12 protein-coding genes are annotated in these 17,838 nt (G+C 72.5%); 8 read left to right on the top strand and 4 right to left on the bottom strand.

What is annotated here, in order from left to right:
• Positions 1 to 657 precede the first annotated feature (657 nt).
• The 4 genes from OG550_RS02010 (at position 658) to OG550_RS01995 (ending at position 10,446) form a co-directional block, all read left to right on the top strand.
• Entirely contained in the window at positions 658 to 7,764 is a 7,107-nt protein-coding gene (locus OG550_RS02010) for an RHS repeat-associated core domain-containing protein (protein ID WP_327673823.1), read from the top strand.
• Between the two features lie 4 nt (positions 7,765 to 7,768).
• Positions 7,769 to 8,260 carry a hypothetical protein gene (locus OG550_RS02005; RefSeq protein WP_327673821.1) on the top strand — a complete coding sequence of 164 codons (492 nt, stop codon included), beginning with the start codon at positions 7,769 to 7,771 and terminating at the stop codon, positions 8,258 to 8,260.
• Positions 8,261 to 8,638: 378 nt separating this feature from the next.
• On the top strand, positions 8,639 to 9,385 hold the full coding sequence (locus OG550_RS02000; RefSeq protein WP_327683642.1) for a DedA family protein: 747 nt from the start codon (positions 8,639 to 8,641) through the stop codon (positions 9,383 to 9,385).
• 161 nt (positions 9,386 to 9,546) lie between these two features.
• A complete protein-coding gene (locus tag OG550_RS01995; protein ID WP_327673820.1) occupies positions 9,547 to 10,446 on the top strand; it encodes a Gfo/Idh/MocA family protein in 900 nt (299 codons plus the stop codon).
• 121 nt (positions 10,447 to 10,567) lie between these two features.
• Here the strand turns inward: OG550_RS01995 and OG550_RS01990 are convergent, their stop codons facing one another.
• Positions 10,568 to 11,050: a hypothetical protein gene (locus OG550_RS01990; protein ID WP_327673818.1), complete on the bottom strand. Its 483-nt coding sequence runs from the start codon at positions 11,048 to 11,050 to the stop codon at positions 10,568 to 10,570.
• On the opposite strand from OG550_RS01990, the gene OG550_RS01985 reads away from it, so the two are divergent.
• Positions 11,049 to 11,381 (top strand): hypothetical protein, encoded by a 333-nt coding sequence (locus OG550_RS01985; RefSeq protein WP_327673816.1) that lies wholly within the window; start codon positions 11,049 to 11,051, stop codon positions 11,379 to 11,381. The genes OG550_RS01990 and OG550_RS01985 overlap by 2 nt on opposite strands.
• Before the next feature lie 126 nt (positions 11,382 to 11,507).
• Here the strand turns inward: OG550_RS01985 and OG550_RS01980 are convergent, their stop codons facing one another.
• Positions 11,508 to 12,596 (bottom strand): hypothetical protein, encoded by a 1,089-nt coding sequence (locus tag OG550_RS01980; RefSeq protein WP_327673814.1) that lies wholly within the window; start codon positions 12,594 to 12,596, stop codon positions 11,508 to 11,510.
• Between the two features lie 197 nt (positions 12,597 to 12,793).
• Between OG550_RS01980 and OG550_RS01975 the strand changes: the two genes are divergently transcribed.
• From OG550_RS01975 to OG550_RS01965, 3 genes are all read left to right on the top strand, one after another.
• Entirely contained in the window at positions 12,794 to 13,837 is a 1,044-nt protein-coding gene (locus tag OG550_RS01975; RefSeq protein ID WP_442905914.1) for a phosphotransferase family protein, read from the top strand.
• Positions 13,838 to 13,840: 3 nt separating this feature from the next.
• Positions 13,841 to 15,052 (top strand): acyl-CoA dehydrogenase family protein, encoded by a 1,212-nt coding sequence (locus OG550_RS01970; RefSeq protein WP_327673809.1) that lies wholly within the window; start codon positions 13,841 to 13,843, stop codon positions 15,050 to 15,052.
• A 263-nt stretch (positions 15,053 to 15,315) separates the two neighbouring features.
• The gene (locus OG550_RS01965; RefSeq protein ID WP_327673807.1) at positions 15,316 to 16,641 is read left to right on the top strand and encodes an alpha/beta hydrolase family protein; all 1,326 of its coding nucleotides are present in this window, start codon (positions 15,316 to 15,318) and stop codon (positions 16,639 to 16,641) included.
• 88 nt (positions 16,642 to 16,729) lie between these two features.
• Here the strand turns inward: OG550_RS01965 and OG550_RS01960 are convergent, their stop codons facing one another.
• Entirely contained in the window at positions 16,730 to 17,047 is a 318-nt protein-coding gene (locus tag OG550_RS01960; protein ID WP_327673805.1) for a DUF6191 domain-containing protein, read from the bottom strand.
• Between the two features lie 311 nt (positions 17,048 to 17,358).
• A complete protein-coding gene (locus tag OG550_RS01955) occupies positions 17,359 to 17,787 on the bottom strand; it encodes a winged helix-turn-helix transcriptional regulator (protein WP_327673803.1) in 429 nt (142 codons plus the stop codon).
• Between the last annotated feature and the right edge of the window lie 51 nt (positions 17,788 to 17,838).

Here is a 17,838-nt window from a genome sequence, read left to right as displayed (position 1 = left end):
GAAGCCGGGGTGGTCGGAGAAGCCGGGGAAGTCCCGTCGGCGGCAAGGGCGGGAGCGGTGGAACTGAGCATGCCAACAGTCAGTACGATGCCGACCGATGCGGCCAGTATCGATCTGCGTCGACGGCTCCGATGGGGGGATATCGACCCCATAAGTGCAAAACCTCTCGTCAGTTGGTGATTGCCGTGCGGATATCGGCGAACGGGAACCTAACACCCGTGTGCGACGTCTTAACTGACGACCGGTCGCCAATGCTGTGAGGCAGCTCACAGCCGGGAGCTCTCCGTAGTCGAAGCCCTGGTCGGGGCAGCGGAGTGCCCACGATCCGTCATGGCGCATTAGGAACTCCGCTCGGTAAAGAAGGGCAAAACGCCCCCTCTCCTCGCACGCTGCGTGAGGCCGGGTGTGACCTTTGATTCCCCCCCGTTCGTCATATCCGGGTCAAGGCACGGTTTCTGATGGATCACGTTCGCGAACGGACGTTAGGCTCCGCCTCAAAATCTCGGTTCAGCAGGCCTTCCGGCGGAAGGCCCGCTTCGGCATGCCAGGGGGCAAGTCGTGTCGGAATCATCAGGCGGTTTCCACGCCAAACGGCGGTCACGGGGAAGACGGCGGCTGACTACCGCCGCGGTCCTCGTCCTGTCGATGCTGGCGGGCGTGGGACCCGCGCACGCGGCGGCCTGGAAGCCCCGCAATCCCACCCTCTGGTCGCCGCGCGACCTCGACCGGACCCCGGCGGTGGGCGGCAAGGACGCCGCCCCGGTCAAGGCCGTCCCGCCGAAGGGCGACGGCGCGCCGGCCTGGAAGGCCGGTGCGGTGGCGTGGCCGGGGGCGGTGGACGCCGAGGTGGACCTCGCGCCCAAGTCCACGACCCCGAAGAGCCTGAAGGAGTCCGCCTTCGCCGCGGCCCCGGCGGCCGTGCCGGCCGGTGGCCAGGCGGGTGCCGCGCCGGTGTGGGTGAGCTCGCCGGCCGTGGCCGCCGTCGCCGCCGCGCCGGAGGCCCTGCGCAGCGAGCGGACCACGCCCGCCTCGCACAAGGTCCGGGTCACGGTCGCCGACCGGCCCGCCGCCGAGAAGGCGGGCGTCAACGGCCTGCTGCTGGCGGTGCGTCCGACGGCCGCCGGCGGCCCGGGCTCCCCCGTCAAGGTGGACGTGGACGTGTCCTCGATCGAGGGTGCGTTCGGTGGTGACTGGCTGTCCCGGGCACGCCTGGTGGCGCTGCCCGAGTGTGCGCTCACCACGCCCGAGCGGGCCGAGTGCCGGACCCAGAGCCCGGTCGAGACGCGTCGCACCCCGGCCCGTCCCGGTCTGCTGAGCACCGACGTCGAGCTCGCGGGCGGGGCCGCACAGGCGGCCCCCGCCGCCGGGGAGTCCGGTGCCCGGGCCCTGTCGGCAGCCCCGTCGGGTGGCATGGTCCTGGCCGCGTCGGCCGCTCCGGGCGGTTCGGCGGGGACGTTCGCCGCGACCGGCCTGGCGCCGTCGGGGACGTGGAGCGTCGGCGGGAACACCGGTGGTTTCAACTGGTCGTACCCGGTGGCGGTGCCGGAGGGGCTGGGCGGCTCGAAGCCGAACGTGTCCCTGTCCTACAGCTCGCAGTCGGTCGACGGCCGGACGGCGGCGACGAACAACCAGTCGTCGTGGATCGGTGAGGGCTGGGAGTACACGCCCGGGTTCGTCGAGCGGCGTTTCAAGCCGTGCGCGAAGGACGGCCAGGCCGGATCGGGCGAGCAGTGCCTGGCGGGCTGGAACGCCACGATCTCGCTGAACGGCCGCTCCTCGACGCTGGTGCGCGACGACGCGACCGGCACGTGGCGCCTGGAGGGCGACGACGCCTCCCGGGTCGAGCTGCTGACCGGCGCCTCCAACGGCGACAACAACGGTGAGCACTGGAAGGTCACCACCGCCGACGGCACCCAGTACTACTTCGGCCTGGGCCGCAAGCCCGGCGCCGGAGCGGGCGCACCGGCCACCAACTCGGCGTGGACGACGCCGGTCTACGGCAACAACTCCGGCGAGGAGTGCAACAAGTCGACGTTCGACGCGTCCTGGTGCGACCAGGCGTGGCGGTGGATGCTCGACTTCGTGGTGGACCCGCGCGGCGGGCTGATCTCCCACTGGTACGACAAGGAGACCAACCACTACCAGCGGGGCGTCTCCGCGCAGAACCCGTCCGGGACCCGGACCGCGTACGTGCGCGGCGGGAACCTGGCGCGGATCACCTACGGCTCCAAGCTCACCGACGCCGACAGTGTGAAGCCCACCGGGCAGGTCGTGTTCGACGTCGCGGAGCGCTGCCTGCCCGACGCCTCGTTCGACTGCGCGCCGAACAAGCTGAACGCCGCCAACGCGGGCAAGTGGCCGGACGTGCCGTTCGACCAGAACTGCGCCGCCACCGGCCCTTGCGAGAACTACCAGGCGACGTTCTGGTCCACCAAGCGCCTGACGAAGATCACCACCCAGGTCCTCAACGCCGGCTCCTACGCCGACGTCGACTCCTACGTGCTGGCGCACGAGTACCCGGACCCCAAGGACCACACCGCCCCGGCCCTGTGGCTGAACTCGATCACCCACTCGGGCCACGACGGCGCGAACAAGATCGAGCAGCCGGCCATCACCTTCACCGGCAAGTTCCTCAACAACCGCGTCGACTCCACCACCGACAACAAGCCGCCGCTGAACCGGCGGCGCGTCATCGGCGTGACCGCGGAGACCGGCAAGATCACCGAAGCCGTCTACGCCGAACCCGACTGCGCGCCCGGTGCCCTTCCGGCCGCCCAGGACACCAACGGCAAGCGCTGCTACCCGGTGTACTGGAACCCGGACGACAAGAGCCCGCTGCCCCCGACCCTGGACTGGTTCCACAAGTACGTGGTCTCCCAGGTCAACGAACGCGACCCGTTCGGCGGCTCGCCGGCGCGCACCACCACGTACGAGTACGTGGGTGCGGCGGCCTGGCACCGTGACGACGACGAGTACACCGAGACCAATCGCCGTACCTGGAACCAGTTCCGCGGCTACGAGCAGGTCGTCACCCGCAGCGGCGCCGCCCCCGACCCGATCGGCAAGGCCGTCGGGTACTACCTGCGCGGCATGGACGGCGACTTCAAGGCCGACGGCGGCAAACGCTCCGTCACCTACACCGACATCAACGGCGCGAGCGCCAAGGACGCCAACCCGCTCGCCGGGTCGCTGCGCGAACGCCAGACCTACGCCTCCGACGGCGGCGCCCTGGTCGCGGTCTCCAAGTCCGACCCCTGGCTGTCCGCCGCCACCGCCACCCACAACCGCGGCACCGCCCTGCCCGCCCAGACCGCACAGATGCTGCGCAACGGCTCCGGCAAGGACACCGCCCTGCGCTCCGACGGCACCTGGCAGTCCACCTCCAAGACCGCGGCCTTCGACGGCTACGGCATGCCCGTCCAGGTCGTCGACCGCGCCGACGGCCTGCCCGACCTGTGCGCCGCCACCCGCTACGCCCGCAACACCACCACCTGGACCCTCGACCGCGTCGCCGAGACCGTCCAGACCAAGGACGGCTGCGCGACGGTCAGCGGCTCGGACCTCGTGGCGTCCGAGGCGGGCACACTGGGCCGTAGCCGGGCGTTCTTCGACGGCCAGGCGTTCGGGGTGCTCAACGGCCCGGGCGCGGTGACCCGCACCGAGGAGCTCGACGGGTTCTCCGGCGGCCAGCCGGTGTTCTCGCTGGTCTCCACCGTGGGCTACGACGCCTACGGCCGCGTCACCACCAGCACCGACGCCGCCGGGGCGACCACGACGACCGCCTACGAGCCGGCCGTCAACGTCCAGCCGGCGACGGTGAAGGTGACCAACGCGAAGGGCTGGACCAGCAGCACCACCTTCCACCCGACCCGTGAGGTGCCGGTCAAGTCGGTCGACCACAACGGCCGCACCTCGCAGCAGACCGTCGACGCCCTCGGGCGCACCACCGCCGCCTGGCAGCCCGGCCGCACCCCCGGCACCGACCTGGCCGACAGCCTCGTCGAGTACCGGCTGACCGGCACCGGCACCCCCTCCGTCACCACCAGGAGCCTGCGCGAGGGCGGCAAGACCTACACCGTCGCCGTCACGATCCTCAACACCTTCGGCGAGCCGGTCCAGACCCAGTCCTCCGCGGCGAACGCCGCCGCCGGCGCCAGGGTCGTCAGCGACACCTTCTACGACAGCCACGGCCAGGTGGTGAAGACCAACCAGCCGTACATCAACAGCACCGGCGAGCCGAGCACGACCCGGTTCGTCGCCAACGACAACGAGATCCCCGGCCAGAGCGCCTCGTTCTACGACGGCCTCGGCCGCCCGGTGGTCCAGACGTTCTCGTCCAAGGCCATCGAGCAGTGGCGCTCCACCGTCTCCTACCCGGGCGTGGACCGCACCGACGCGACCCCGCCCCAGGGCGGCATCGCCACCACCGGATTCGTCGACGCGCGCGGCCGCTCCACCGAACTGCGCCAGTACCACGGCGGTTCGCCGCAGGGCGGCTACGACGCGACGAAGTACGTCTACGACATCGAGGGCAAGCTCAGCCAGGTCACCGACGCGGCCGGCAACGCCTGGAAGTACGGCTACGACGTCCACGGGCGCCAGACCCGCTCCGAGGACCCGGACAAGGGCGTCATCACCACGGCCTACGACGCCGCCGACCGCCCGGTCTCCACGACCGACGCCCGGGGCGTCACCGTCGCCGTCAGCTACGACATCCTCGGCCGCCCGCTGTCGCGCAACCTCGGCAGCACCACCGGCACCCCGCTGGCCACCTACGAGTACGACACCCTCCTGCCCGGCCTTCCCACCGCCGCGACCGGCTGGTCCGACGGCAAGCCCTACCGCCAGGAGGTCACCGAGTACGACACCGCCTACAACGCGGTCGGCACCAAGGTCACCGTCCCGGACGGCGAAGGCGCCCTGAGCGGCACCTACACCACCAACACCTACTACGACCCGATCTCCGGCCTGCCGTTCCAGACCGACCTGCCCGACGCGGGCGGCCTCCCCGCCGAGACCGTCAACATCGGCCGCAACCTCAACGGCCTGCCGGTCTCGCTCGGCGGCCTCGACGACTACGTCAACTTCACCAACTACGACGAGCTCGGCCAGCTCCAGCGGATCACCTTCGGGGACGTCCCCAAGCAGGTCGCCCTCACCCACACCTACCAGCCCGGCACCGGCCGGCTGCTGCGCTCGTTCCTCGACAAGGAGGACGGCCGGACCTCGGTCGACATCACCGACTACACCTACAGCCCGGCCGGTGACGTCACCTCCGTGTCCGCCTGGCGCAACGACGGCCAGACCGACACCCAGTGCTTCACCTACGACCACCTCAAGCGCCTGACCCAGGCGTGGACCGACACCGGCGGCACCACCACCCGGCCCGGCCCGTCGGTGCCCGGCATCGGCGGCTGCACCAACACCACGCCCAACCCCGCCGCCCTCGGCGGCCCCGCCCCTTACCGGCAGTCCTTCACCTACGACGTCACCGGCAACCGCACCGGCACGGTCGACCACGACCCCGCCGGCAACACCGCCAACGACGTCACCGCCACCCACACCTACCCCGCGCCCGGCCAGGCCCGGCCGCACGCCCCCAGCAGCACGCAGACCAAGACCGGCAACGGCCCGACCGTCACCACCGGCTACACCTACGACCAGACCGGCAACACCCTCACCCGCCCCGACGAGGCCGGCAACACCCAGACGATGACCTGGGACCCGGACGGCCACCTCGCCACCGCCGCCACCAGCGGCGGCACCTCCGGCTACGTCTACGACGCCGACGGCAACCGCCTCCTGCGCCGCGACCCCGGCCGCACCACCCTCTACCTCGGCGGCACCGAACTCAGCCTGAACACCGCCACCGGCGAGGTCTCCGGCACCCGGTACTACCCGACCGCCGGCGGTCCGACCATCGTGCGGACCTCGGACGGACGGCTCAGCTACGTCGCCGCCGACCACCACGGCACCGGGACGACGGCGATCGACGCCGGCACCCTCCAGGCCACCCGCCGCGCGTTCAAGCCCTTCGGCGAGGAGCGCGGCACCCAGCCGGCGCCCGGTTCGTGGCTCGGTGAGAAGGGCTTCGTCGGCGGCACCCAGGACAAGGCCACCGGCCTGACCCACCTGGGCGCGCGTGAGTACGACCCGAAGACCGGACGCTTCCTGTCGGTCGACCCGGTCATCGACGCCAGCGACCCGCAGCAGCTCCAGGGCTACCTGTACGCCAACAACAGCCCGCTCACGTTCACCGACCCGTCCGGGCTGTGGTGGGGCTCCAGCATCGTCAAGAAGGCCGCCAACGCGGTCAGCAAGACCGTCGACGTGGTCAAGGAGAACTACAACACCATCTCCAACATCGGCCACACCGTCCTCGACGTGGCCGGCATGATCCCCGTCATCGGCGACGCCTGCGACATCGTCAACGGCGTCTGGTACGCGGCCGAGGGCGACTGGAAGAACGCCGCACTCTCCCTCGTCGCGGTCGTCCCGGTGATCGGCAGCGCGGCCACCGCGGCCCGCATCGCCTCCAAGGTCGCCAACGCCGTCGACACCGTCACCGACGCGGCCAAGGCCATCGAGCGCGGCAGCGGCGCCGCCCGCGGCGCCTCCAAGTCCGTCCCGTCCTCCCCGTCCCGCCCCCGCGCCGGAGCCTCCGGCGGCAGCGGCGGCAAGGCCGGCCCCGCCCCCGGAGCAGGCAAAGCCGGCGGCGGCAAGTCGTCCGCCGGCGGAGGAGGCAGCAAGGCCTCCTCAGGCGGTGGCGGCAAGGCCGGCAGCAGCGGTGGTGGCGGAAAGGCCGCCGGAGGCGGCTCGAAGCCCAAGGGGGGTAGCAGCAACGCCGGCGGCCGGGCCGCCCCGGGCTGCAACAGCTTCGTCCCCGACGCCCTCGTCCTGATGGCCGACGGCACCACCAAGCCGATCGACCGGATCACGGTCGGCGAGAGCGTCCTGGCGGCCGACCCCGCCACCGGACGCGTCGAGGCCAAGCAGGTCACCGCCACCATCACCGGCGAGGGCGACAAGAACCTCTACGAGATCACCGTCGACCCCGCCACCACGACCCAGACCCCGCAGGTCGCCCACCCCGCCGACGACACCGTCAAGGCCGCGGCGACCTACACCGTCGACGTCACCGAGTCCCAGACCCTGACCGCCACCGACGGACACCCGTTCTGGCTCCCCCAGACCCGCGAGTGGCTCACCGCCGACAAGCTCCAGCCCGGCCAGTGGCTGGAGACCTCCGCCGGCACCTGGGTCCAGATCAGCAGCATCCGCTCCCACACCGCCCACCAGCGGGTCAACAACCTCACCGTCAGCGACCTCCACACCTACTACGTACTGGCGGGGGCCACTCCGGTCCTCGTCCACAACACGGGCCCTCTGGAGTGTGATCTCCGGGCGTACGCGGATCTGGCCAGGCTCGGCCCTGGGAAGAACGAGGGTGCAGCGAGCGTCCTCTTGACGCCTTCAGGGAATACTTACTTCGACATCAGCACCCGCAGGCAGGGGGAGGCCTTGCAGGTTCTCCCGCTGCCACTGCGTCGAGTGATCAATCAAACCGGTCACCACGGCGGGTGCGCCGAAATCGGTTGCATTGCCCAGGCGATGGCCGCCGGTGACCTGGTCCGCGGAAGCAGTAGCCTGGCCGTGCTCCGAAAGCCGTTCGATCATGCCCGGTACCGAGACTTGCTGCCAGCTTGCCCGCAATGCCAGGCTGTGATGTCCAGGCTCCAGGTAACTGACCTATTCCAAGGGTGATGCAATGGGAAGGCCGCTCAAGCGACTGACCACCGTTCGATGGGGCGAGCTCTCTGACGCCAGTGGTCCAGCGGTCGAACTGCCGGCACTGCTTTCCAAGTTGGCGTGGGCCGGCGAGAGCGATGCCCGTATTGCCATTGATGAGCTGGCGAGTCGGATCTGTGCACTGGGATTTGTTCTCACGGAGGCAACCGCTAGCACGATTCCATTTCTTATGGAATTGGCGGAAATTCCGGAGGCGAATTGCCGGGCTGAAATCCTGGAGTTGATCACTGCCGTGAACTCCACTCGGCAATGGGCTGATGCTGCGGCTGCTGCCGCACCGCAGTATCGTGCAGCCTACGAGGAGAAAATCTCCTGGGAGGAGGATTCCAGGGCGGCTGTAGCGGCATCGAAGGGAATCATCGCGTCGCTTGCGCGAGACCCTGACGCCGCCGTGGCTTCAGTTGCGCGCGAGCTGCTCGATAGTTTGACCGACCGCCCGGGATCGATTTAGGCGATAACGCCTGGAATTTGACCCTTGCGGATCGAAGGGGAGCCCCGTTGAGTTCGGACTCGACGGGGCTTCTCCATGCCTGATGGCAGTCGCCGACGGCAATGTCGTGGGCGACTCGCCGGTGGCCGTGCGAGGGCGCCCTGTGCGGGGCCTGCCCTGGGGGGTCAGGTGGCGGGGGCGGCGGAACCGCTGTGGGCCGCCATGCGTCGTAACCTGGGGTGATCGGCCGGGGGGACGGGCCGCCCGGCACGTTAGGCTGCCTTCTCGGGGAGCGGCCTGGTGCCGCCATTCGGACGACTGTCGAGACCGGCGCGCGGGCTGCGGAAACCTGACCGGGCCCGCCGTGGGTCTCGTCCTGCCACGGAGGTACTGGCCTTGCTGCACATCGACGCCTGGATCGAGGGCGTGCCACCGGGCGCGGTGTACGCCCTCGTCGGTCTGATCATCGGGCTGGAGTCGCTGGGCATCCCGCTCCCCGGCGAGATCGCCCTGGTGTCCTCCGCACTGCTCGCCGCCCGCGGCGTGGTCAGCCCGGTCTGGGTGGCGGTCTGCGCGATCCTCGGTGCGATCATCGGCGACTCGATCGGCTACTCGATCGGACGCAAGGGCGGCAAGCCGCTCTTCGAGAAGCTCGGACGCAGGTTCCCCAAGCACTTCGGGCCGGACCACCTGGCCAGTGCCGAGCGCTCCTTCCAGAAGTGGGGCATGTGGGCGGTCTTCTTCGGCCGCTTCATCGCCCTGCTGCGGATCTTCGCCGGGCCGCTCGCCGGCGCGCTCAAGATGCCGTACTGGAAGTTCCTGATCGCCAACGTCCTCGGCGGCATCGTCTGGGCCGGCGGGACGACCCTGCTGGTCTACCAGGTCGGCAAGGTCGCCGAGCAGTGGCTGTCGAAGTTCTCCTGGATCGGACTGCTGCTGGCCGCCCTCGGCGGCGCCTTCTCGGCCTGGCTGATGAAGCGCCGCGCCGCCAAGGCCGCGCAGGCCCGTCGGGAGGAGGACGCCGCGAACGCCACGGCTGAGACCGGGGACGCGACCGCGGACACCACTGCGGACGCCACGACCGGGAACGGCGGGGTGCCGACCACCGCTGCCGCGCCCGCCCCGGCCGCACCTGCCGCGGACTGAACCGACGGTCAGGGCCGCCGTCGCCCCACCCGGGCGGCGGCGGCCTTCGCGCGTCCGGGCAGGATGGCAGCGTACGGAGCGGCACAGAGCTGCACAGTCACACAGCTGCACGGCACAGAGCACGACAGAGCACCGACGCACCACCGAGGAGCGAGACCACCATGCGCATCGGACTGCTGGGCACCGGCCCCTGGGCGGAGCGGGTACACGCACCCGTCCTGGCGGCGCACCCCGACTTCGAGTTCGCGGGCGTCTGGGGCCGCCGCCCCGAAGCCGCCGCCGCCCTCGGCGCGCAGCACGGCGTACCCGCCCACGCCGACCTCGACCGGCTGCTCGCCGAGGTCGACGCCGTCTCCATCGCACTCCCCCCGACCGTGCAGGCCGACCTCGCGGTCCGCGCCGCCGAGGCCGGCTGCCACCTGCTGCTCGACAAGCCCGTGGCGCTCACCGTCCCCGACGCCCTCCGGGTGGTCGAGGCGGCCGGGCGCAACGGCGTCGCGTCGGTGGTGTTCTTCACCGTCCGCTTCGGCGGCGACCAGATGCCGTGGATCGAGGAGCAGGCGGCCACCGGCGGCTGGTTCACCGGACGCTCCGACTGGCTCGGCTCGGTCTTCGCCCCGGACTCCACCAGCCCGTACGCGGCCTCCGCGTGGCGCAAGGAGAAGGGCGCGCTGTGGGACGTCGGCCCGCACGCGCTCTCGGTGCTGCTCCCGGTCCTCGGGGACGTCACCTCGGTGACCGCCGTGGCCGGCCCGCTGGACACCGTCCACCTCGTGCTGCGCCACGTCGGCGGCGCCTCCAGCACGCTGGCGCTCAGCCTCACCGCGCCCGTGGCGGGCGGCGGCACCGGGATGGAGCTGCGCGGCGAGGCCGGTACCGTCCACCTCCCGGAGCGCGGCGAGGGGCCGGTGGCGGCGTTCCACCGCGCCCTCGACGCCCTCGCCGGGGCCGCCCGCACCGGCGAGCCGCACCCCTGCTCCGCGGCGTTCGGCCTGCGGACGGTGGAGATCCTCGCCGCCGCCGAACGCTCCCTCGCCGAGGGCGGCACGGTCCGGGTCTGACCGCCGGGCCGGTGGCCCGTCTCCCGCGCCGCGAGCGCCGAACCGCACCAGCGGTCGGCGCTCGCGGCGTACGGGGCAGGGCGCGGGGACGCCGAGCCGTGCCACCGAGGACCGGGCGGGTTCAGATCCGGTCCGCCGGGTGCCGTGCGTGGAAGGCGCCGAGGATCGCGGCCCGCTGCTCTTCGAGGCTCACGACCTCCGCCGGTGCCGCCGGGGCGAAGACGTCGACGGTCTCCCGGATCTCGCCCCGGCCCTCCGGGGGACGGACGTACGCCTCCCGCCCGTGGGTGAACTGGCGCAACTGGCCGGACGGGTGGACGTCGGGGCGGGCTCCCTGGCAGCACAGCAGCCGGCCTTCCCGTTCCAACTGCCGCCGGACCTGGACGAGACAGTCGAGGTGGTCGGTGCCGCTGAACTCGGTGAGCGAGCCGGCGTCGAGGAGTGCGATGCGCGTGGCGGACGAGTCGCCGCCGATGAGGATGGTGACGGGCCGGACCCGACCGTCCGCGTCCACGGTCCGGAGTTCCACCTCCTCCTGGCTGCTCCGTCCCTGCGGTGGAGTGCTGCTGTCACGGGTCTCGTCCTGATCGGACCGGCTGTCCATGCGGACATGGTCGCCGACGGAGGCGGGCCCGGGGGAGCCGCTGGTCGGAATCGCGCTCGCGGACGAGGACCGGGCCTTCGTCGAGCGCTGCTGCCTGGAGGTGGGGACGCGGGCGGTGGCGGGGAGCGGGCTGCTGGGGCTGGCCGGTCTCTGCCTGGGGCACACCGCCCGCAGGTTCGGGCGTCTCGACGACCGTTCGGTCGCGCTGGCCGAGGCGCTGGCGGCACGAGCGGAGGCGGACCCGGCGGACGTGGACGGGCGGGCCCTCGACGGGTTGGGCGACATCCGCTTCCACCTGCGCCGCACGCGCGCCGGAAGCGCGGGCGAATAGCGCGGGCGGGTCCGGGCCGGCCCCGGGCGGGATCCGCACTGACGGGCTGACGGGCTGACGGGCTGACGGGCGGGCGGGCGGGCCGGAGCCGGAGACCAGTGCCCCCGGTCCGTCAGGCTCTGTCCGTCAGGCTCTGTCCGGACGGCGGTCGGCGGGGCGGGCCGGGGGGACGGACGGGGCGCGGAAGTCGCGGGGGCCGGTCCACAGGGCGGGGACGGCGTCGCTGCGGCGGGCGAGTTCGTAGGCGAGCTGCTCGTAGTTGACGCGCCATCCGTGGAAGTGCGGCCAGGCCTCGGCGGCGGGTCGCTCGTGCGGGAACCCGGCGGCGACGATCATGGCCACGGCGGCGTCGAACTCGGTGAAGCCCAGGCGGATCGGCGCCTCGGGGGACGGGTCGGGGTCGAAGCCGATGCGCAGGGAGCGGCCGATGTCGCGCATCGCGGTGAAACCCGCCCGCAGCACGAGCCGGGCCTCCGGCGGGGCGCTGCGCGGGGCCACGGCGAGGTGGATGGCGGCGGCGTCCATGACGGCGGTCAGGCCGACGACCCAGCTGCGCTCGGGCTGCGGAGAGCGGAACGAGATGAGCACGGGGTAGTTGGAGTGGCTCTCGCCGAGGTCGGCGGCGAGGCGTTCCCAGTCGCGGTAGAGCTGGGGGAGGGCGGTCTCGGTGTCGACCAGCGACTGACGGGCGAGCAGTTCGGGGCCCCAGGCGGGCTCGCCGGCCCGGGACTGGAGGAGCGTCACCTCCAGTTCGCGCCGGTTGTAGGCGGAGTAGAGGGTGGGCAGGTAGGCGATCAGCAGGGCGATGGTCAGGGGGCCGCTGGCGGCGGCGAGGAAGTCGATGGCGGAGAGGTGGAGCCGGTCGCCGCTGGCGAAGCCGAGCGTGAGCAGGCTGGAGCCGGCCTCCCGGAAGGAGACGGACCAGTCCAGCTGCGAGGTGCCGTGCAGTATCAGCGTGTAGGCGGTCAGCATGGCGCCGAGCCACACCCCGAGCATGCCGAGCAGCATCAGCGGCGCGAGCCAGGTCTGCACCCGGTCCTGCGCCCGGTAGGTGCCGAACGGGGTCGCGATCAGGCGCAGAACGGTCCGCAGGACCCGCCAGAGGCGGTGTACGAGGGCGGAGTACAGGCCGCGCGGGACGACCAGCGTGCGCAGGATGCTGCCGATGGTGAGCAGCAGGAGCAGCACGCCGGCGACGGTGTGGATCAACCTCATGGGGCTCATTGTGACGGGCGGGTGGGATTGACAGGTCGGCGCGGTCGGCTGAATGCTAAGCAAGCGCTTAGTCAGCGTACGGGAAGGGCGTCCAGGTCGACGGCGGCGGCTGCCCGACGGACGGCGATCCGGCGAAACGACAACCCGACGGGCAGTGCGCCCGACGGACGGCAACCCGACGACAGCCATCGAGGAGAGTGCCCGTGCCCGAGACCCCCGCCGACCCGCCCGGGCTCGACCTCGCCCGGCTGCGCGCCCACCTCGACCGGGTGCTCCCGGGCGCCGTGGACGGCCCGCTGCGCGCCGGGCTGATCGAGGGCGGCCGCTCCAACCTCACCTACCGGCTCACCGACGGCGCCTCCGACTGGGTGCTGCGCAGGCCGCCGCTCGGGCACGTCCTCGCCACCGCGCACGACATGGGACGCGAGCACCGGGTGATGAGCGCCCTGCGCGACACCGGCGTGCCGGTGCCCGCCACCCTCCACCTCGACACCGGGACGGAGGTGCTCGGCGCGCCCTGGTACCTGATGGCGTACGTGCCCGGGACCGCGCACCGGGACGCCGCGCCGCTCGCGGCCCTCGGCGAGGGCCGCGTCCGCGGCATCGGCGCGGCCCTCGTGGACACCCTCGCCGTGCTGCACCGGATCGACCCGGCGGCCGTCGGGCTGGCCGACTTCGGACGCCCGGACGGCTACCTGGAACGCCAGTTGCGCCGCTGGTCCACCCAGCTGGACGCGTCGCGCAGCCGCGAACTGCCCGGCATCGACCGGCTGCACGACCTGCTGGCCGCCCGGCGGCCCCTCTCGCCGCCCCCGGCGCTCGTCCACGGGGACTACCGTCTGGACAACGTGCTGATCGACGGCGGGGACCGGATCGCGGCCGTCCTCGACTGGGAGATGTCCACCCTCGGCGACCCGCTCACCGACGTCGGCCTGCTGGTGATGTACACCCAGCTCGCCGGTGCCGGCGGCGGCCTGATCCCCGCCGCCGCCACCGCCCCCGGCTTCCCGCCCGCGGGTGAACTGGCCGCCCGGTACGCCGCCGCGACCGGCCGGGACGCCGCCGACCTCGACTGGTACGTCGCCTTCGCCTCGTACAAGCTCGCGGTCGTCGCCGAGGGCATCCACTTCCGGTTCCGGCAGGGCGGCACCCTCGGGGCCGGGTTCGAGCGGGCCGCGACCATGGCGCCCGTCCTCGTCGAGCACGGCCTCACCACCCTCGAAGCCCCCCAGGAGCGCTGAACGATGGACTTCGCCCACGACGCCCGCACTCTCGGACTCATCGATCGGCTCACGGAGTTCATGGACGGCCAGGTGTACCCGGCCGAGCCCGTGCTGGCCGCCCAGCTGGCCGACCCGGCCCGCCCCGCCTGGGCCGTCCCGCCGGTCGTCGCCGGGCTGCAGGCCGAGGCGCGGAAGCAGGGCCTGTGGAACCTCTTCTTCCCGGGCGAGCGCGGCGCGGGACTCACCAACCTCCAGTACGCCCCGCTCGCCGAGATCACCGGCCGCAGCCCCCAGCTCGCCCCGCCCGCCCTGAACTGCGCCGCGCCCGACACGGGCAACATGGAGCTGCTCGCCCAGTTCGGCACCCCCGAGCAGCGCGAACGCTGGCTCGAACCGCTGCTCGACGCCGGGATCCGCTCGGCCTTCGCGATGACCGAGCCCGACGTCGCCTCCTCCGACGCCGCCAACATCGCCACCCGGATCGAACGCGACGGCGACCACTACGTGGTCAACGGCCGCAAGTGGTACATCACCGGTGCGATGAACCCCGAGTGCCGGATCCTCGTCGTGATGGGCAGGACCGACCCGGACGCCGAGCCGCACCGCCGGCAGAGCATGATCCTGGTGCCGCGCGACACCCCGGGCGTCACCGTCCGGCGCGGCATGACCGTCTTCGGCTACGACGACGCCGACCACGGCGGGCACGCCGAGATCGACTTCGAGGACGTCCGCGTCCCCGCCGCCAACCTGATCGGCGAGGAGGGCTCCGGCTTCGCCATCGCCCAGGCCCGGCTCGGGCCCGGCCGGATCCACCACTGCATGCGTGCGATCGGCATGGCCGAGCGCGCCGTCGAGCTCATGTGCCGACGCACCCTCGACCGGGAGGCCTTCGGCCGGCCGCTCGCCGAGCAGGGCGTGATCCAGGACTGGATCGCCGAATCCCGCGTCCGCATCGAGCAGTTGAGGCTGCTGGTACTCAAGACCGCCTGGCTGATGGACACCGTCGGCAACCGTGGTGCGCACACCGAGATCCAGGCCATCAAGATCGCCACGCCGCGCACCGTCGGGTGGATCCTCGACAAGGCGGTCCAGGCGCACGGCGCGGCGGGCGTCGGCCAGGACACCCCGCTCGCCCAGCTCTGGGCCGGCAACCGCGCGCTCCGCCTGGCGGACGGGCCGGACGAGGTGCACAAGCGCTCGCTGGCCCGCCGGGAGCTGAAGCGGTACCGCTGAAGCAGTACCGCTGAAGCGATGCGGCCGAAGCAGTACGGCGAAGCAGTACGGCCGAAGCGGTACGACGGCCCGCGCGCGCGTTCGCGCGACGCCGCCCCGGGCGGGGTCCGCCGGCACTCGCCGGGTCCACCCGGTGTCATACCCGGGTAGCACCCGGCGGGTTGGCACCGCGGTATGACGTCCACGCACCGTCCGGCCCGTACTGTCACCGGTACGGGCCGGCCGGCGGGCGGCGGGCACACCGACGGGGAGAGCGGACGACCATGCGCACACGGGGACAGGGGCCGGGGCAGGGACAGGGCCGGGGCCGGGGCACGCGGACGGGGATCGCCGCCGTACTGGTGGCGACGGCGGCGACGGCCGTCCTGGGCGCGGGGGTGACGGCGTCGGCCGCGGTGGCGGCGCCCGCCGTGACGGAACGCCAGGCCCGCGCCTGGCTCCCGCAGCCCACCGGACCGTACGCGGTCGGGACCACCTCGCTGCGCCTCACCGACGTCGGACGGCAGGACCCGTGGCAGCCGGACCGGGTCCGCGAGCTGATGATCAGCCTCTGGTACCCGGCCACCCGCCCGGTGTCCGCCGGCGAGCGGCCGGCCCGCTACATGGAGCCGCGCGCCGCCGAGCACTTCGGGAGCACGGCAGGCGCCTCGGTCTTCAACTACGGGACGGAGCCGGGCCGCACCGACTGGGCCGGGGTCCGCACGCACGCCCGGCAGGACGCGCCCGCGCTGCCCGGAGCCGGGCCGCGCCCGGTGGTCCTCTACTCGGCCGGGCTCGGCGACCCCCGGACCTGGGGTACCGGCCTGGTCGAGGACCTCGCCTCGCGCGGCTACGTCGTGGTCACCGTCGACCACACCTACGACGCCTCCGAGGTGGCCTTCCCGGACGGCGGCCTGGCCGCCTCCGTCCTCCCCGGACTGAGCGGCCAGCCCGGCCTGGACATCGGCGCGCTGCTCCGCAAGGCGCTGCAGGCCCGGGTCGACGACACCCGCTTCGTCCTGGACGAGCTCGGCGCGCTGCGCACCGACGGCCGTCTGCCGGCCGCCCTCGCCGGCTCGCTGGACCTGAACCGGGTCGGCATGGTGGGCCACTCGGCCGGCGGGTTCACCGCGGCCCAGACCATGCACGACGACCCCCGGATCAGGGCCGGCGTGAACATGGACGGCCAGCTGCACTTCCCCGGCCCGGACGGCACGGGGGTGCACCTGAGCAGCGTCGCCGAGGACGGCCTCGACCGCCCGTTCCTGCTGATGGGCACCGGAAGCCCGGACTCCGGGGACTACCGGAACCAGCCCGGCTGGGCCTCGTTCTGGCAGCACACCCGCGGCTGGAAGGCCGACGTCACGCTGACCGGTTCCCGGCACGGCTCCTACACCGACGCGCAGTCCCTGCTGCCGCAGCTCGCCCGCCAGGGGGCGGTCTCCGCGGACGCCGTGCGGGGCGACGTGGGCGAGGTCCGTCCGGAGCGCGCGGTGCTCGCCACCCGCGCGTACGTCGCCTCGTTCCTCGACCGCTGGCTGCGCGGCCACGACGACCACCTGTTGGACGGGCCCTCGCCGCGGTTCCCGGAGATGGAGTACGCGCGCTGACCCCCGCGCACCCGCCCGGCGACCTGGGGTCCACTTCGGAGGCGGATCCTGCAGTGAGGGGATCGCGCATGGTACGGCGCGGCCGCCGCTACTGTTGAACGACCGCGGTGCCGCCGTCCAAGTCGATACCCATGTGAGGCGGGGCGCCGGAGTGGTCGTCGTCCCGCATGACCAGTTGAGTCCGCCGCTGCTCGATCTGCACGCGCTTGTTGGCATTGAAGAAGGCGTGCAACTCCTCGGTCGCGGTGGCGCCAAGGCCGAGCCCGCCGCTTCGCGTTCGAGCGGCCAGGCGGCTGGACAGCCATCCCGGACGGCCGGATCGCACCACGAGATGCCGGATCGAGGCCAGCGTGAAGGGCACGATCACCAGCACTGCCATGAAGAGCAGACCCGCCATCATCACCATGCCGGCCCAACGCGCAACGGTGGCACATCCGTTCCTGGCCGTAGCTGCCGTGTACGGCGGCGCCGGTCAGAGCCGTTCGCCGATCGCGGCGACCGGCACCGTCCGGTCGAATGGCTGTCGCTCGGCGTGGACCGGCGGCCGACCGGGCTGGACACCCGTCGGCGGCAGCGGTTCCAGCACCGCCCTCTGTGCGTCTGCCGGATCTCCCCGAGCCACGGAGCGTGATCCTCGCAGACCTTGATCCACTTCCGAGGCGGGCCCGAGGGCGTGCCGGCGAAGTCCCGCCGGGGCCGCGACCCTGCCGGCACGCCCTAGCGGATCTCCGAGTCCGGGTTGGCGGTGTCCCACTCGCGGCGTGACTCGACGATCGAGTCGTGGTGGTCGTAGGACCAGTCCGCCATGGCCCGGATCAGGTGGGTCAGGCTGTGGCCGGTCGGGGTGAGCTCGTAGTCCACCTGCGGGGGGACGGTGGGGTGGACGGTCCGCGACACCAGGCCGTCCCGCTCCAGCCGGCGGACCGTCAGGGTCAGCATCCGCTGGGAGATTCCCGGCACGGCGCGCTGGAGTTCGCGGAACCGCCGGACGCCCTGGGCGAGTTCGACGACGACCAGGACCGACCACTTGTCGCCGAGCCGGTCCAGCAGACCGCGGATGCCGCAGTCCACGCCGTCCTCGCACCAGACCACCGGACGGGACGTGGCCGGGGTCGGGGTGGTTACCGCGGTGTGCCCCACTGACATGCAAGTGCCTCCTTATGTCGAACGCCCAGGCTATCGAGGATGGAGGCAGTG

The sequence above is a fragment of the Kitasatospora sp. NBC_00458 genome, from assembly GCF_036013975.1.
Classification (GTDB): domain Bacteria; phylum Actinomycetota; class Actinomycetes; order Streptomycetales; family Streptomycetaceae; genus Kitasatospora.
This window is presented reverse-complemented; position numbering and strand designations above follow the sequence as displayed.